Source organism: Pseudoalteromonas sp. 2CM39R (assembly GCF_023161845.1).
Window position 1 is genome coordinate 766931 of record NZ_JALNTM010000001.1, and the last position, 16070, is coordinate 783000.

A 16070-nucleotide genomic window follows, 5' to 3' on the forward strand; every position below is an offset into this window, starting at 1 on the left:
ACCTAACTTTGTTGCTTTTTATTCAAAGAGTTAATAATAGACATACCTTGAGCTACAAGCGAGCTTGCGTCAGTACCATTTTCAGGAAGTAATACCACAGATGACTCACGAGCAATGGCTTCTTTAGCGGCAATGGCTTTAGTGGCTAGGTCGAGTTGAATTGCTTTTTGGCCTTGTTCGGTGTCAGCGGCTTCACCTACTTTACGTAGTGCATCTGCTTGTGCTTCAGCAACGGCGATAATCGCTTTCGCTTCACCTTCAGCGCGTAAAATTTGCTCGGCTTTTTCAGCTTCGGCAGCAAGGACTTGGGCTTGCTTTTTACCTTCAGCCACGTTGATGGCAGATTGTCGGTCACCTTCAGACTCTAAAATTTGCGCACGTTTTACACGCTCAGCTTTCATTTGTGCTTCCATGGCTTCCATTACAGAATTAGGTGGCACAATATCTTTAATTTCGTAACGTAAAACCTGAATACCCCAAGGCTCAGATGCTTGGTTAATCGCGGTAACTATGTTGGTGTTTAACATGTCGCGCTCTTCAAAGGTTTTATCTAGTTCCATTTTACCAAGTTCAGAACGCATCGTTGTTTGCGATAGCTGAGTAACTGCAAATACATAGTCATCAACACCATACGTAGCTTTATACGGGTCAAGCACGCGGAAATACAGCACACCATCGACGATAAGCGAGATATTATCTTTGGTGATAGCAGACTGCGAAGGCACATCTTGCGCTTGTTCTTTTAAGCTGCGGTCAGCGGCAATACGGTCGATAAATGGCACAATAAAGTTTAAGCCGGCTTCTTTGGTCGAATGGTACTTTCCAAAACGCTCGATTAACCAGGCACGATTTTGCGGCACAAATTTAACGCTACTTTTTAGTAGCACTAAAACAAAAATTAGAAGAAAGACTTCTACATTTAACAACAGGTCTAAAATGCTAGAAACGGGGTCCATGTACTTTCCTTAATACAATTAATATTATTTTTCACTGCTCAGATTACCACCACAAAGCAAAGCACGCTATTGATTTGTAATCGTTACCTATTTAAGTGCAGTTTTATTCTTTATGCATTGTATTAATAATTCAGTGCATGTTTTATCAAATACATGTGTTGATCAGCTTGAGCCACAATTTCATCGGCTGTTTTTTGCGTGCCTAAAAACATGGTGACGCCAACACTGGCTGAGCCCTTATAGTTAAGATCTTGGTGAATAAACTCAACTTCGATGGCTGTTTGCAGTTTATCGGCAACGCGATGGGCATTTTGTTTGGCTGTTTGCTCATTTCGGCTTAGCCCTTCAAGTAATACAACAAACTCATCGCCACCAATGCGGGCTAAACAGTCTTTTTCGCGCACAACGGTTTTCATTCTTTCAGCAATCTCAACAAGATAAGCGTCGCCGGTATTGTGGCCATATTGATCGTTTAATTTTTTAAACTTATTAAGGTCAATAAATATCACTGCACCATAGTTTTGGTCGCGCTTGCTCATTTGTAATGCCAGTGATAAACGAACATAAAAATAACGGCGGTTTAAAAGTTCAGTTAGCGGGTCGGTAGAGGCAGCATAGAGGAGTTGTTCTTCAAGGTGTTTTCGTTCGGTAATGTCTGTTGCAATACCTAAAATGCCGATGACTTTGTTAGGCTCTGTGTCGCAAATAATAGGGGTTTTCACTTCCCAGAAAATATATTGGTGTCCGTCGGGAAAGGTAAGCTCAACTTCTTCACGTGTACGCTCACCGCTGAGCACCCGCTTGTCTATTTTTGCTAGCTTTTTTACGTCAGGAACCGGGAAAAAGTCCACATCACTTTTATGCTGTAATTCTTGCTCAGAGCAAGCAAATAAACCCAAGGTAAGCTTATTAGCATAAACGTAATGCCCGAGCTCATTTTTTATGTAAACGTATGCGGGTACGTTATCAAGTGCAAACTTTAATTCAGCAACATGAACGGGCAATTTAGAGTTATTAAGTTCGGCCACAATATGTCCCTATATAACAAGCCATAAATTGATAGTGAACGAAAATATCTTATTAAACAAGACTGACCACAGAGCAAAAATTATAACTAATGATTTAGGTATAGTTATGAAAAATAAATAAAAAATTAATAGTTAGGATGGGTGATGAACTTTGTTATTAGGTGTGTTTTAGACTCATTTGGTTATCTCAAATTTTAACTATTTTTTATTACTGTGTGATTAAAAACTTCCTTGTTTTTAGTCATCACTTTGGCTTTTATGCCTTGTTGAGAATGGCAAGGTGTTTTGTATGATGCGCGCTAAATAAGCGACAAAAAATATAACCCGTTACAAACATTGATAAACTATAGGTTGCACCTGGAATTGCCATGGCGGCATTATTGATTAAGGTACTCGCAATTAAAATGGCAAGGGTGCCATTTTGTAGCCCAACTTCAACCGCAATGCTCATTTGTTGCTTGTGATCTAAGCCCGATATTTTTGCAAAAAACAACCCTAGTAACAGCGTGCTGAGGTTTAATGTCAGCGTTGCAATGCCACTGGTTGCAAAAAAGCTCAGCATTTGGTCAGCATTTTTATGAATAATGCTAAGCACTATCATAATTAAGAATACACTCGAAAAACGACGTATAAAGGGTTCTATTTTCAAGCTCAAATGGGGTTTAAAGTGATTAAATACCATTCCTAAGCAAACAGGAAGTACCGTTATTATCAGCATTTGCACTATGGTTTTAATCACTGGCAAAGCGAATTCGTGGCCCGGCACACTCAATGTTTGCATGGCAAAATGCATAATCAGTGGCAAGGTAAACGGTGAGATAAATGTTGCTAGCGTTGTTAGACTTATTGACAGCGCAACATCCCCTTTGAATAAATAGGTATAGAGGTTTGAAGTCACACCACCCGGGCAGCAAGCTACTAAAATCAGGCCAATAGCGAGCTCTGGGGTTAGGGTAAAACTCATTGCTAATAAAAACGCAACGCTTGGCAATAACAGTATTTGGCAGCTTAAGCCTATTGAAAGTGCTTTGGGGCTAATAAATAATGCCCCAAAGTCTTGCTTTTTAAGCCCTAACCCCATGCCAAACATGATGATAAATAGTGCTAAAGGCAGCACTATTTTAGTCATGATATCAATTTGCATGGTATATCCTTATTGATCGTAACCCGGACTTTTATTGTCGAGTAAGCGCAGTAAGGCAGGCCAAGCAATTGCGCCACCCAGTCCCTTAGTAGCAACTTCAGTTTGCCCTTTGATACCCTCAATAATCGCGCTAGGTACTTGTACGAGTTGCTCGGTATTTTGTGAAGTACGAGTTTGTACAGCGCATGCAGCTTCAAAAACATACATAAACAAAAATGCATCAGCGACCGTTTTACCTACTGTTAATAGGCCATGATTACGAAGCATTAGAAAGTTATTAGAACCTAGGTCACTCACTAAACGGTCTTGCTCTGCAGGATTAAGGGCAATGCCTTCGTAGTCGTGATAACCCAAACCTGAGTGCACAACAACAGCTTGCTGAGAGATAGGTAATAAGCCTTCTTTGTTGGCAGACACTGCCGTGCCATTGAGTGAGTGGGTGTGAATAACGCAATGGGCATCATCACGCGCCATATGAATACAGCTATGAATATTAAACCCCGCAGGATTAACTGGGTATTCGCTGTCATGCAGCTTATTACATTGTTGATCTACTTTGATAAGACTTGATGCGGTAATTTCGTGAAACATCATGCCATACGGGTTTATCAAAAATTCGTTTTCTGTGCCGGGAACGCGCATTGAAATATGGGTAAAAATTAAATCATCCCAGCCATATAAAGCAACTAGGCGATACGCGGCAGCGAGCTCAACACGGGCTTGCCATTCTTGCTCTGATACTGTGTGTTTCATGGTCATGGTGTTTTCCTAAAATGGTACTTTGCGAATAATAATGTCTTTAAACATGACCCAATCACCAATAAAGCTATAAAAAGGGTGTGTAAAAGTAGCGGGGCGATTTTTTTCAAAAAAGAAATGACCAACCCAAGCAAAGCCATAGCCCACAACTGGGCATAAAATTAGCCAGCTATATTGCTGCTGATAAATAGCGGCAAACAAAATAGCCAAAACAATCCAACTGCCAATGAAATGTAAGCGTCGACAGACTTTATTTTTGTGCTCTTGTAAGTAATAGGGGTAAAACTCTTTAAAGTTCGCGAACTCGCGTTTACTTGCTACAGTGCCCATATTGTTGTCTCCGTTGTTAATTACAGGTTAACAATAGGCTTTTATTCTTTTATTTACTTGATAATATAGGTCATTAAATTGTTTATTTAGGACGCTCATGAGAACCTTATCAAGCTGGTGGCTACGTGCTATGGCTGAGTCGTTTAAATGGCAGGGCTTACCAATTAATGAGTTGTTTGCAGCGGCAAATATTTCTTTAGCAGAATTAAGTAGCCAAACAGCCCGATACCCACAAGCCAGTGTCAGTATGCTTTGGAAGCAAGCGCAAGCCATGTTACCAAATACCCACTTAGGTCTTTATGTTGGCAGTAACATGAATGTACGCGCTATTCCGGTGGTAGGCATGGCGATTATTCAGTCAACACAGTTATTGAGTGCTTTTCGGCTGATATTGCGGTATCAAAAATTGATGGGCGATACACATAATGTATCTTTGATCGATCACGGTAGTGAGTATGAACTTCGCTTTAACTTTAGTGATGGTGAGCGGGATATGTCACTGCTAAGCTACGAAGCGCCCATGGCGTTTTGTGTGAAAATAGCGCGCACTGTAAAGGGAAAAGATTGGCACCCAACGCGAATTTGCTTGCAACGTAAAGAGCCACACAGCGAGATTAATGCGCACTTTAATTGCAAAGTTGAATACGGCGCAATGACCCACAGCCTGTTTTTTAGCGAAAATACCGATAGTGAACCTGTGTTATCAAGTCAGATGAAACTAGTGACGCAAACGAATGTGACGCAGGTACTGAGAATTTTACTTGAAGAGCATTTAATTCAAGGGCAAACAACCAGTAAAGCAATGGCAAAAGCACTTAATATGAGTGAAAAAACGCTGCAGCGCCGTCTTGCAAAAGAGGGCACAAGTTTTGGTAAAGAATTGGCAAGTTTAAGACAGCAAAAAAGTGTTTCGTTGTTAAACGAAACAGATCTTTCAGTTACTGAGATAGCCTTTTTATGTGGATACTCTGAAATTAGTGCATTTCATCATGCATTTCATCGCTGGTATGGCATGTCGCCAAAAGTGTACAGGCAAAAAAGTTAATGCCATAAGTCGAGTGCACTGTTGCACTCGACATGGTTTTTAAAACTAATTAGAAGCTATAACTAATGCTTGCAGAAATACTACGACCAGAACTTTCGAGCCCTTCTAAACTATCTGAAGCTGAATGGTTGGCAAGGCTGCCATGCTGATAATAAGTTTTGTCGAACAAGTTACGAATAGCTAAGTTTAGATTAGCTTGACCAAAGCTTGCTCGCGCTAACCAATCAACCGTACCGTAGCCCGGTGTTTCGTAATTGCCTTCGTTTACTTTGGTCATTTTTTTAGCAAAGTTCACGATTAAATCACTACCAAATGTGTCACCTTGGAAGCTCACACCCAAGTTACCTGATAGAGGGTTGATTGAGCTGATGTATTCATCGGTTTCGTCATTTTTACCGTCTTGATAACTGGCATTTAAAAACACAGAAATAGCGTCTGTTGCATAGTAAGTTGTAGAAAACTCTGCACCTTTGATGGTTACTGAGTCAATGTTCTGATACTGATATTTATCGTGAATATATCCAAATGAGCCGTCGTCATTAAATACGGTTTCACGATCTATTAATTCGGTTGCTAAAAAGTCATCAAACTTGTTGTGGAATACTGCTGCTGTAACTGTAAAATCGCCTATGTGGCCACGTAAACCAAGCTCGAAAGTATCGCTTTTCTCTGGATCTAAATCATCCGCAGGTAATACTTCATAAATGTATTCAGCGGTAGGTTGGTTATAATGCTCAATGTAAGCTAGGTCATAAGCAGGTACTTTAAAGCCTTGCCCGTATTGCGCATATGCGCTCAGCATATCATTGATATAATATAAGCCACCTAAATTAAATGAGAGGTTGCTTTCATCAATTTTAGCGTATTCTTCACCATCTGTTTTTATAGCGCCGTTTGGATCCATACTGTAATAATCAAAACGAACACCTGGCGTTACAACCAACTTGTCGTTAAGTAATGAGATTTCGTCATTGATGAATAAACCAGCACGAAGAGTATCGTTTTTAGGGAACTTATTGGTGGTATCGTCTTTGGTTGTTTTGCCTTCAACTTCACGATATTCATGCACAGTACGTAAGCTTTCGGTTGTTTCAACATCAATGCCATAACCAAGAGTGTGATGTTTATTTAAGGCTTTACTTGCATGAGAGATCAAACCATAGGTTGTTTGCTCATAGGTGCCTGTTTTCCACATGTCACGCATTTCTACAGTACCAAACATTGGCGCGTTGATGTCTAATAGCGCATATTCTTGGTCGTCTTGACGGTTATTAGTGTAGTAAAGGTTAAACTGAGCGCTATCCCATAAACGATTGCCTGAGTTATTGTTGTAACTAAAGCGATATGAGTCGCTATCTTTTTCTGTTTGCGTGTTTTCAGTGGCAATATTGTAACCATATTGCGCTAAGCCACGGAAATAGCTAAGAAGACCATCAGCACTGTCGCCGTTGACATCTTGGCGCCACAGATCAGCAGAGAAGTTAATGTAATCTTTATCGTTTATGTTGTATTTAAGTTTGTAAAGAAGGCTTTGTGAATCAATTTCGAATGGCGCATTGCTGTCGTGTTTATTCTGCTCTTCCTCGCCATCACGCGCTGTTACACTCAATAGGTGATCAAAATTACCATGTTGGGCATACAGTGTTGCACCTAAACTGGTTTGATCATCTAAGTCGCTGTAACCTAATTTCACACGGCCGCCAAACTGCTCACCGTCTTGTAAATAGTCGCTTGCATCTTTAGTTGTAAACACCACGATTCCGCCCAGTGCATCAGAGCCATAAAGCGAAGATGCAGCCCCTTTTGCAACTTCAACCTGCTTTAAAGTATCGGTATCAATAAAGCCACGACCCACAACATCGTTCAAGCCGTTTGCACCGTAGCCTTCGTTCATTCGCATGCCGTCTTTGATCATCAAAATACGATCAGAACCCATACCACGTACTTGAATGTTTTGTGCACCGCCAACACGGCCAGTTACCTGAATACTTGGGTCATATAAGAATAATTGACTCATATCAGTGACAACTTGTTTTTCAATATCGTCACTTGTTATTACAGAAATACTCGCAGCAACATCTTTTAATGGTTTTTCAGTACGCGAGCCACTAACAACAATTACTTCTAAATCGTCAGCTTTGATTGATTCATCGGCAATGGTAGGTGTTGCTGAAGCTGCAAGAGTCGCAGCGATTAAAATGCGTAAAGAATGTGTTTTAGCTAGGCGCATTATTGGTTTCCTTAGGAGCTTTATATTATTTGTGTACAGAGAACTGTTTAATTTTTGCCAGAATAATACGCCTATTTTTGTAAAGATCAATACAAATGCAAATTGTTATTATTTGCATTATTGTAATGGTGTGTGTTTTCACGTACATTTGTGCTGGTCAAATTTACTGGGGTAATAATGTGAATATCCAAATAATCGAACAAGTTATGGCTGATGTGTCAGCTCTTCTAATGGCACCTGTGATTTTAGTGATTGCAGTGCTCTTTGTTTATGCGTTTTTCGCAGCAGGGAGGTTCGTATCTGAATATCTAATCAGAAGAAAAAATCAACTTGCTTATCAGCGAGATATAGATACTAAAACGGCCACGAATTACAGAGGCTTTTATGTCCATAATTACTATGTAGCGAACCCAACAGCATCTGAAGATGAGCTTGAAGTATTTGCGTTAAAACAACTAGAAGTACTTAGAGTTGTTACTCGTATAGCACCTATGCTTGGTCTAATTGCTACTATGATCCCAATGGGACCTGCATTAAAAGCCCTTGCCGATGGCAACATTCAGGGGATCAGCGAAAATTTAATCATTGCCTTTGCAGCGGTTATTTGGGGTTTGGTTATTTCGACTCTAACGTTTTGGCCAGCTTCGGTTAAAAAACGTTGGTGCGCTCAAGAGCTTATCAATATTCGTAAATTAAGAGGGCAATAACATGCGCTTCTTAGACGAAGACGAAGAGTTAAACCCAATTGTCAGTGCCGTTAATCTTGTTGATGTATTTCTGGTGATTATTGCTGCACTTCTTATTGCAATTGCACAAAACCCACTCAGCCCTTTTACTGCAGAAAACGTGACTGTTGTTAAAAATGCCGGTGAGCCAAATATGGAAGTAATTGTTAAAGAAGGCAAAGAAATTAAACAATATAAATCTAACGGTGAAATTGGTTCTGGCGAGGGCATGCGCGCTGGTGTGGCTTATAAAATGGCTGACGGTAGCTTTGTATATGTACCCGAAAGTGATGGCTCAGCAACGAGCAAACAAGAGAATACACAATGATAAGAATAATAACGTTTGCGCTGCTTTTATTCAGTGCACTGACTTCACATGCCGCACAAAAGCCTGAAGTACTTATAATGATGTCGGGTCATGTGTCTAAATCGAAAGGGGCATTGCTAACAAGCCTTGCTGAAGATCAACCGTTCACCTTTACTAATTTTAGTACTAAAGGCAAAACAGACGAAGAGATTAAACAAGCTTGGCAAAATGCCGAGCTTATTTTGTTGGATGGTATAAACCCTGCGCTTTCAAAATATATGTTTGCTAAGTATCAGCCATATTTAACTGAGTACCCCAATGTACCAGTGATCTCACTCGGTGATATGGATAACTCAGCAATGAATAGCGGTTTATCTGAGCTGCAACATACTCACCTTGGTGGTTATTACAATAATGCTGGGCGCGATAATTATCGTAATATGATGCTTTATATTGCGAATGCCATTTTTAAACTCTCAGATGTCCCAGCAAAGCCAGTTAAAGTCATTCCAAACGTTGGTTTATATCATCCTGAGTTTGACGACCATGTTAGTGCTGATGAAACGCAGTTTTTTAATTGGTTAGATGCTAAGCCAGCTCAACCAGTTTTAGCGATAGCGATTCATCGTTCAGTCATTGATTATGAACAGCAACAAATAGTTGATGCATTAATTACTGGTCTTCAGAACAAAGGTGCGAAAGCATTGGCGTTTTTCTTTGAAGGCAATGACGAAGCATTAACCTATCCAGAGTTACTAAGTGATGAAACCGGTTCACGGGTAGATTTAATCATTAACTATCGTTCATTACACTATGTTGAGAAACGCCGCGCAGAGTTTATGCAAATTGGCGTGCCTGTTATTCATGCACTTAACTATACCGAAGGCGATGAACAGGCCTTTAAAGAAGATCATGCGGGTGTATCACCAGCACTCACTCCGTTCTTTCTTGTAATGCCAGAAGATACGGGTAGCACCGACCCAATTATTATTGCCGCCAATGAAAAGGGCAGTAAGGTGGCAATGCAAGCGCAACTTAATGCGTTGGTTGAGCGTGCATTTAATCATGCCAATTTAGCGCACATTAAAAACACAGATAAAAAAATCGCCACCTTCATTTGGAACTATCCGCCGGGTGAAAAGAATATTGGCGCTGCATTTTTAGATGTACCGAGTTCGATTGCTAACATCGCAAAAGCGATGAACGACAAGGGTTACCAAGTAAAACAAACGGATACAGCCACGTTAGTTGAGCAAGCGGGTAAATTGCTTCGCCCTTATTATCGTGGTGAAGATGCTGAGGCTTTGGTAAAACTCGGACTCGCAGATTATTTACCGCTAAGTAGCTATCAAACTTGGTTTGATAGCCTGCCTCAGCATGTCACTCAGCCAATTATTGATAAATATGGCCAACCAAGTGAAAGCGCTATGTTGCGTATGCACAATGGCGAAATGATGTTTGTCATTCCGCGCATGGAGCTGGGTAACATGATCGTACTTCCTCAAGGTGTGCGTGGTGAAACGGCAAAGCAGCATGCTGCCCAGTATCACAGTACTAAATCGGTCATCAATCATAGTTATTTAGCTATTTATCTATACGCACGTGATGTTTTTAATGCTGATGCGGTGGTGCATTTAGGTACTCATGGTTCACAAGAGTGGCTAAGTGGTAAAGAGCGTGGCTTATCGGTTTATGATGCGCCAAACTTAGCGATAGGCAATATTCCTGTTTTCTATCCGTACATTATTGATAATGTCGGTGAAGCGATGCAGGCAAAGCGTCGTGGTCGTGCCACCATGATCAGTCACTTAACCCCAGGCTTTGCAAAAGCAGGGCTATACACTGAAGTGGCAAAATTAAACGAACTGATCACCAACTATTTAATGTTGGATGAAGGGCAAACAAAATCAAATACGCAGCAAGAAATAATTAAGCTTGCTAAGCAATTGAATATGTTAAAAGACCTTGATCTTGATGAAGCTATTTTAGCTGCTCAATTCGCTGACAAGATTACTGTCTTACAAGATCACTTGAACACACTGGCACAGATGAGCCAGCCGCTAGGAGTTCATATTTTTGGTGAGCTACCAATCAATGCCCATCTTTACAGTACTATTTTGCAAATGCTTGGTGATGATTTCACTAAACAAGCAGGTGAATTTGAGCGAGAAATAGGTATTGCTATTAGCGAGTCTGAACGTGAAGACGAGCGCAAGGTTGTAAAGTTAGAGGCATTAGAAGGATTTCAGTTACTAGCGCGTGTGCTGGGTGAAAATAGTAACTTAGCCATTCCTGAGTCGTTACAAAGTGATATTGCGACAGCAAAAGAGTACTGGCAAAACTTTCACAGAAGTGAAGAAATCACCGGTTTGCTGAATGGTTTAAATGGTCAGTATATACCAGTAAGTCACGGTAATGACCCTATCCGTAATCCGGCGGCTGTACCAACAGGTCGAAACTTAATTGGCTTTAACCCAGCGAAAGTACCTTCAAAAGAAGCTTATCAGGCTGGGGTTAAGATGCTTGAACAAACTGTACAGCAGTATCAAGCAGAACATGGCCGTTACCCACAGAAGCTTGCTTTTTCACTTTGGTCACTTGAAACAATGCGTCATCAAGGTGCATTAGAAGCACAAATTCTCCATGCAATGGGGATAAAGCCGAAGTGGAATAATCAGGGCAACATTGTTGGCACAGAAGTGATCCCATACTCTGAGCTTGGCAGGCCACGTATTGATGTAGTGGTTTCTGCGACAGGCTTGTATCGTGACGCATTTCCTAATGTCATGCTATGGATTGCTGAGGCAATAGATAAAGTGGCAAAGATGAAAGAAGATAATAATTTTGTTTATCGCCACTCAATGACCCTTAAGCAAACACTATTAGATGAAGGTAAAAGTGAAGAAGATGCAGATTACTTATCTTCTGTGCGTATTTTCTCTAATGAAAGTGGTGCATACGGTACAGGGCTTGCGGGGGGAGCGCTTGACTCTGATAGCTGGGAAAATGACAGTAAGCTGGCTAATTTATATTTAGATCGAATGGGCTTTGGTTTTGGTAAAGATGAGGCTCGCTGGAGCGAAAATTTATCAGAAACAGGACTATATAAAAAGGTGTTGTCGGGCACAGATGGGGTGGTGTTTTCTCGTTCAAGTAACCTTTATGCACTCATGACGAATGATGATCCGTTTCAATACTTTGGTGGCATCGGCCTAGCGGTTCGTAATATTGATGGTAAAACACCACAAATGTATGTCTCTAATTTACGCCGTAAAGGGCAGGAGAAAATTCAAACTTTAGATCAGTTTATCAGCAACGAGATGCGCAGTCGTTATTTCCATCCTCGTTGGATTAAAGCGATGCAAGACTCAGGTTATGCTGGGGCTACCGCTATTTTAGACCGTATGAACAACATGTGGGGCTGGGAAGTTATGACCCCCGACGAGGTAAGAGATGATCAATGGCAAGAATTCTTTGAAGTGTATGTTGATGATAAATACGATATGCAAATGCGCGAATTCTTTGAGCAACATAACGCTGAAGCATTAGCACAAATCATTGAGCGAATGTTAGAGGCTGTTCGCAAAGGTTATTGGCAAGCTGATGCCGAGACACTTAAGAAAATGCTCGAAACCTACACTGAAATTGCTAATCAACATGATGTTGTTACAGACAATGAAACATTTACTGAGTTCGTAAAAGAGCAAAATGCTGGCTTTGGTCTTGCACCTTTAGTACCTGGGCAAGCTGCACCAGAACTTGCCAACAGTGTAAGTTCAGCTAGCCAGCAAGTGAGTGGCCAAAAACTCGAACAGGTTGAACAAGGTAAACCGACAGAATCTGACTATACATTATGGTGGCTATTAGGCGGGATTTTTTTCACAGGGATGATAAGCCCGCTATTGCAAAGAAAGGAATAGTCTAAGTTTGGCAAGGTAATAAGTGATGGCGCTTATTACCTTGCTTTATTTGTGTGCATGCCGGGTACAATTATAACGTTTAGCATAACTCATATTGTAGTTTTTGTACTTTGTATTGGTTTTTTCAATTATTAAGCGATTAAAAGCTTAAATAGCAATTGCTTAACACAGACTTGTTACCTAAAATTATTGATAGGACGCAAGGATGATCTAAAACCAAAACTCCACCATTAAGTATGAGGCTTGCTGAATGCGAAATCTATCGCTGCGCACTATTTTTATTAGTTTTGTGTTAATTGCATTGTTTGTTGTCACTGTGGTTAGCGCCTTAATCAATACCAGCCAATTTTCTCGGCTTTATTACCAACAAACAGAAGAGCAATTATTGCCTGACGCTGTGGGTAAAGTGGCTGCCGAAATTGACGCTCAAATGCGTTATCCGATCTCTGTGTCACAGTCTTTAGCTGAAAACAAAATTCTGCATACGTGGATGAGCGAAGGTGAGAAAAACTCGCCAATTCATCAACGTGTCATGGCGTACTTTGCTGACTTACAAAGAAAAAGCGGTGCTTCATCGGTGTTTTGGGTAAGTAAGAATTCGATGAGTTATTACACACAAGACGGCTTTTTCAAATCAATTTCACAAAGTGAGCCAAGAGACAGTTGGTTTTTTGACTTTATTAGCTCAGATAAACGCCAAGCGCTCGCTTTAGATGTGAGTGAGCAGGGCGGACACCTCACTTTATACGTTAACACGCTAGTTGAAATTGCAGGGCAACGCCTCGGTGTGGCAGGGCTTGGTTATGATATTTCAGATATTTCTAGCATTGTCACGTCGCGTAAAATTGGCGAGCAAGGGTATTTATTTTTAATTGATGACAGCAAGCGAATTATTGCACACGCAAATGATGCTTATATTGGTAAACAAGCCACAAGCGTCGCTTCATTAAGCGCATTACAAAGCTTTTTGAGCAGTAAACATACTGGCTTTACTCTATCGCAAGTCGAGCTCGCAGATGAAGATGTTTACGCTGGGGTTATGCCAATTGAAGGAACTGGCCTTACTCTTGTGGCGGTTCAGCCCAAGCAAGAGATATCAAGCGCGATTAATACAGTAGTTTGGATGTCGATTATCGTAAGTGTCGTGCTTGCAGGTATATTTTTAGTGCTAACGCTTTATTTTGCTAATTGGCTGAGTAAGAAAATACGCAGTGTTGGTGACGAGCTACTTGGTATGGCAGGTCACGGCGGTGATTTAACAAAACGTTTAGATGACAGTGTTGATAATGAGCTGGGTCATCTTGCTAAGGGCTTTAATGCCATTATTGGTAAAGTAGCTGAGCTGGTGGATGAAATCAGTGTCACCGAGCAAGCGATGCGAGAGGGGATTGACGATCTTGCGAACTTTGCCAACAAAACCTTTGCTGCTACCGAAGATCAGCGCGCGCAAACCGATCAAGTTGCCACAGCTATTACAGAAATGGGGCAAACAATTAACGAGGTGTCTGATATTGCTCATCGTACAGCAAGCGACACGGAAGAAGCAGTGCGAGAAACCGTGCAAACCAATCAAAGTATGGCTGCCACAGCGCAAACCATGAATGAGCTGAATGATATTTTGATCACGGTTGATAAAAGTATCGGTGAGTTTGCTAATCAAGCAGCTGAGATCAACTCGGTTGTTGAAGTGATCAATGCAATTTCAGAACAAACTAACTTATTGGCGCTCAATGCGGCAATTGAGGCGGCAAGAGCGGGTGAGCAAGGCCGAGGCTTTGCGGTCGTCGCTGATGAAGTACGCTCACTTGCACAGCGTACGCAAACATCGACTTCTGAAATTAGAGAACAGATTTCGCGTTTACAAAACTCATCATTGCAATCACAAGAAGCAATTGCCGAAGGCACGCAAAGTAGTCAAAAAGTGACTGAGCTTACGCATATTGCAGTGTCTGCGCTTCAGTCTATTCAGCAGAAGTTTGAAATTATCAGCCAAGGCAATCATCAAGTTGCAGCAGCAACCGAAGAACAGGGCACGGTGGTAGAGCATATCAATCAGTCTGCCCATGATATCTCCGATAGTGCAATGCAAATACATGATAACGCTGAGCAACAACAGCGTGGTACGCAAAGCTTATTATCGCGTGCTCAGCACCTAAAAGATTTAGTCAGTCAGTTTAAAGTTTAATAGCCGTCACTGAATCTACTTTGAGAAAAGGCGTTAACAACATGTGTTGTTAACGCCTTACTGCTTTTTAGCTTACAAGTGAGTGTTTCAGTTTACTTGTTTGCTGCTAATTCCTTTCTTATTACTAACACATCGTGCAAAAAACTTTCAAAAAGGGACTATTAACTAAGTTTTTAGTGCGTTTAAGTGCGCTGCGTATTACAATTGAGACTTTATATCATTACCGCATTTCCAGCTGATAGGTATTTCACTTCTTCATGACAGATATTACAACACACCAAGCATCTAGACGCCGCTTGTTGATTGCCTTAGCCATAACGTGCTCGTTTATGGTGATACAGGTTATTGGCGCCTATTATTCGAATTCGCTTGCTGTACTTGCTGATGCTGGGCATTTGTTTGTTCATAACAGTTCTTTATTCATCGCGCTTATTGCCTCAAGCATGGCGATATATTTCGCGAAAAACTTTAATGATGGCTACCAGCGCGCAGAGCTTACTGGTGGCTTGATCAATGGCATCTTATATTTAAGTATTAGCTTGATTATCCTTTATGAGGGTGGTGAGCGTTACTTTCATCATAGCGATGGCCATGATTTACAAATTAATAGCTATCTGATGTCGGTCATTTCAGCTATTGGTTTTTTGTTTCATGGTGCTGCAGCTTGGGTGTTATACAAAGGGCGCAAAGCCAGTATTAACGTTTATGCAGTGTTTTTACACTCGTTTTTTGATTTAATTTCAACTGTTTCAACCTTCTTTGCTGGTATTTTAATCCACCTAACTGGCTGGGCAGAAATCGATATTATTTCGAGTATGTTGATTGCTACCTTTGTCTTGTTTACTGGGGTCAAAGTGATCATTCGTTGTATTCAAGGTTTACTTGAAAATAGAAGTAAGCTGCCGAATGTAGCTGATATTGAACAAAGCATTGCCACTGTTGAACACGTAGAAAATGTCCACAATGTTACGGTCATGCGCCAAGACAAAGACATCATTGTTGGCGCGCATGTTGTTTTAAAGCAGCATTGCACCGTTGAAAAGCATGATGAAGCGTGTCGCTTAAAGGTCGAACAACTACTGCTGTCACGCTTTAAAATTGGAAAAAGTGTGCTGCAAATAGAAAGTCATGAATGCCAGCATGTTAATTAAAGTGGCAAAAAGTTTAATTTTCTTTTAATTTAAAGGTATCACTATGAAGTTAGGATACCTTTTTTGCTTCAAAATAAGCCTTCATTTTTCAACTTTTTAGCTGCAGTACTGCTTGGATGTATTGCAGGAGTTGTTAATTTACTACCAATTTGGTTTTTAGATAGCTCAGAGTTTCTTCTTGGCCAGTTTTTTGTGATCTTAAGCTTGCTGCTACTTGGTTGGCGGTTTGCAATTATCACTTTTATTATAAGTACAGGGTTTATTTTTTACAGGTGGGGGCATGCTTGGCC

12 protein-coding genes are annotated in these 16070 nt (G+C 40.8%); 6 read left to right on the plus strand and 6 right to left on the minus strand.

Annotation, left to right across the window (positions count from 1 at the left end; genetic code table 11):
* Positions 1-2: 2 nt before the first annotated feature.
* From MTF66_RS03420 to MTF66_RS03440, 5 genes are all read right to left on the minus strand, one after another.
* On the minus strand, positions 3-956 hold the full coding sequence (locus MTF66_RS03420; RefSeq protein ID WP_248526386.1) for a slipin family protein: 954 nt from the start codon (positions 954-956) through the stop codon (positions 3-5).
* Between the two features lie 122 nt (positions 957-1078).
* Positions 1079-1984: a GGDEF domain-containing protein gene (locus tag MTF66_RS03425; protein WP_248526387.1), complete on the minus strand. Its 906-nt coding sequence runs from the start codon at positions 1982-1984 to the stop codon at positions 1079-1081.
* Positions 1985-2240: 256 nt separating this feature from the next.
* Positions 2241-3128 carry a bile acid:sodium symporter family protein gene (locus MTF66_RS03430; RefSeq protein ID WP_248526388.1) on the minus strand — a complete coding sequence of 296 codons (888 nt, stop codon included), beginning with the start codon at positions 3126-3128 and terminating at the stop codon, positions 2241-2243.
* A 9-nt stretch (positions 3129-3137) separates the two neighbouring features.
* Positions 3138-3887, minus strand: coding sequence for a class II aldolase/adducin family protein (locus MTF66_RS03435; RefSeq protein WP_248526389.1), 750 nt, complete (start codon positions 3885-3887; stop codon positions 3138-3140).
* Positions 3888-3896: 9 nt separating this feature from the next.
* Positions 3897-4217, minus strand: coding sequence for a DUF962 domain-containing protein (locus MTF66_RS03440; RefSeq protein WP_175078825.1), 321 nt, complete (start codon positions 4215-4217; stop codon positions 3897-3899).
* Between the two features lie 97 nt (positions 4218-4314).
* Here MTF66_RS03440 and MTF66_RS03445 point away from each other — a divergent pair, with 97 nt between their 5' ends.
* Positions 4315-5262 (plus strand): AraC family transcriptional regulator, encoded by a 948-nt coding sequence (locus MTF66_RS03445; RefSeq protein ID WP_248526390.1) that lies wholly within the window; start codon positions 4315-4317, stop codon positions 5260-5262.
* Between the two features lie 49 nt (positions 5263-5311).
* Here the strand turns inward: MTF66_RS03445 and MTF66_RS03450 are convergent, their stop codons facing one another.
* The gene (locus MTF66_RS03450; protein ID WP_248526391.1) at positions 5312-7492 is read right to left on the minus strand and encodes a TonB-dependent hemoglobin/transferrin/lactoferrin family receptor; all 2181 of its coding nucleotides are present in this window, start codon (positions 7490-7492) and stop codon (positions 5312-5314) included.
* A gap of 179 nt (positions 7493-7671) precedes the next feature.
* On the opposite strand from MTF66_RS03450, the gene MTF66_RS03455 reads away from it, so the two are divergent.
* The 5 genes from MTF66_RS03455 (at position 7672) to MTF66_RS03475 (ending at position 15780) form a co-directional block, all read left to right on the plus strand.
* On the plus strand, positions 7672-8199 hold the full coding sequence (locus MTF66_RS03455; protein WP_248526392.1) for a MotA/TolQ/ExbB proton channel family protein: 528 nt from the start codon (positions 7672-7674) through the stop codon (positions 8197-8199).
* Position 8200: 1 nt separating this feature from the next.
* Positions 8201-8545: a DUF2149 domain-containing protein gene (locus tag MTF66_RS03460; protein WP_187489457.1), complete on the plus strand. Its 345-nt coding sequence runs from the start codon at positions 8201-8203 to the stop codon at positions 8543-8545.
* Positions 8542-12444, plus strand: a complete 3903-nt coding sequence (cobN, locus tag MTF66_RS03465) for a cobaltochelatase subunit CobN (protein WP_248526393.1) — start codon at positions 8542-8544, stop codon at positions 12442-12444. Before MTF66_RS03460 ends, cobN begins: the two co-directional genes overlap by 4 nt.
* 250 nt (positions 12445-12694) lie before the next feature.
* On the plus strand, positions 12695-14629 hold the full coding sequence (locus tag MTF66_RS03470) for a methyl-accepting chemotaxis protein (RefSeq protein WP_248526394.1): 1935 nt from the start codon (positions 12695-12697) through the stop codon (positions 14627-14629).
* Between the two features lie 257 nt (positions 14630-14886).
* Entirely contained in the window at positions 14887-15780 is an 894-nt protein-coding gene (locus tag MTF66_RS03475) for a cation diffusion facilitator family transporter (RefSeq protein ID WP_248526395.1), read from the plus strand.
* Positions 15781-16070: the final 290 nt, after the last annotated feature.

Coding starts and splice junctions, on each gene's coding strand:
- MTF66_RS03420 (WP_248526386.1), bottom strand. CDS start 956: ATGGACCCCGTTTCTAGCATTTTAGACCTGTTGTTAAATGTAGAAGTC.
- MTF66_RS03430 (WP_248526388.1), bottom strand. CDS start 3,128: ATGCAAATTGATATCATGACTAAAATAGTGCTGCCTTTAGCACTATTT.
- MTF66_RS03435 (WP_248526389.1), bottom strand. CDS start 3,887: ATGACCATGAAACACACAGTATCAGAGCAAGAATGGCAAGCCCGTGTT.
- MTF66_RS03440 (WP_175078825.1), bottom strand. CDS start 4,217: ATGGGCACTGTAGCAAGTAAACGCGAGTTCGCGAACTTTAAAGAGTTT.
- MTF66_RS03445 (WP_248526390.1), top strand. CDS start 4,315: ATGAGAACCTTATCAAGCTGGTGGCTACGTGCTATGGCTGAGTCGTTT.
- MTF66_RS03450 (WP_248526391.1), bottom strand. CDS start 7,492: ATGCGCCTAGCTAAAACACATTCTTTACGCATTTTAATCGCTGCGACT.
- MTF66_RS03460 (WP_187489457.1), top strand. CDS start 8,201: ATGCGCTTCTTAGACGAAGACGAAGAGTTAAACCCAATTGTCAGTGCC.
- cobN (WP_248526393.1), top strand. CDS start 8,542: ATGATAAGAATAATAACGTTTGCGCTGCTTTTATTCAGTGCACTGACT.
- MTF66_RS03470 (WP_248526394.1), top strand. CDS start 12,695: ATGCGAAATCTATCGCTGCGCACTATTTTTATTAGTTTTGTGTTAATT.
- MTF66_RS03475 (WP_248526395.1), top strand. CDS start 14,887: ATGACAGATATTACAACACACCAAGCATCTAGACGCCGCTTGTTGATT.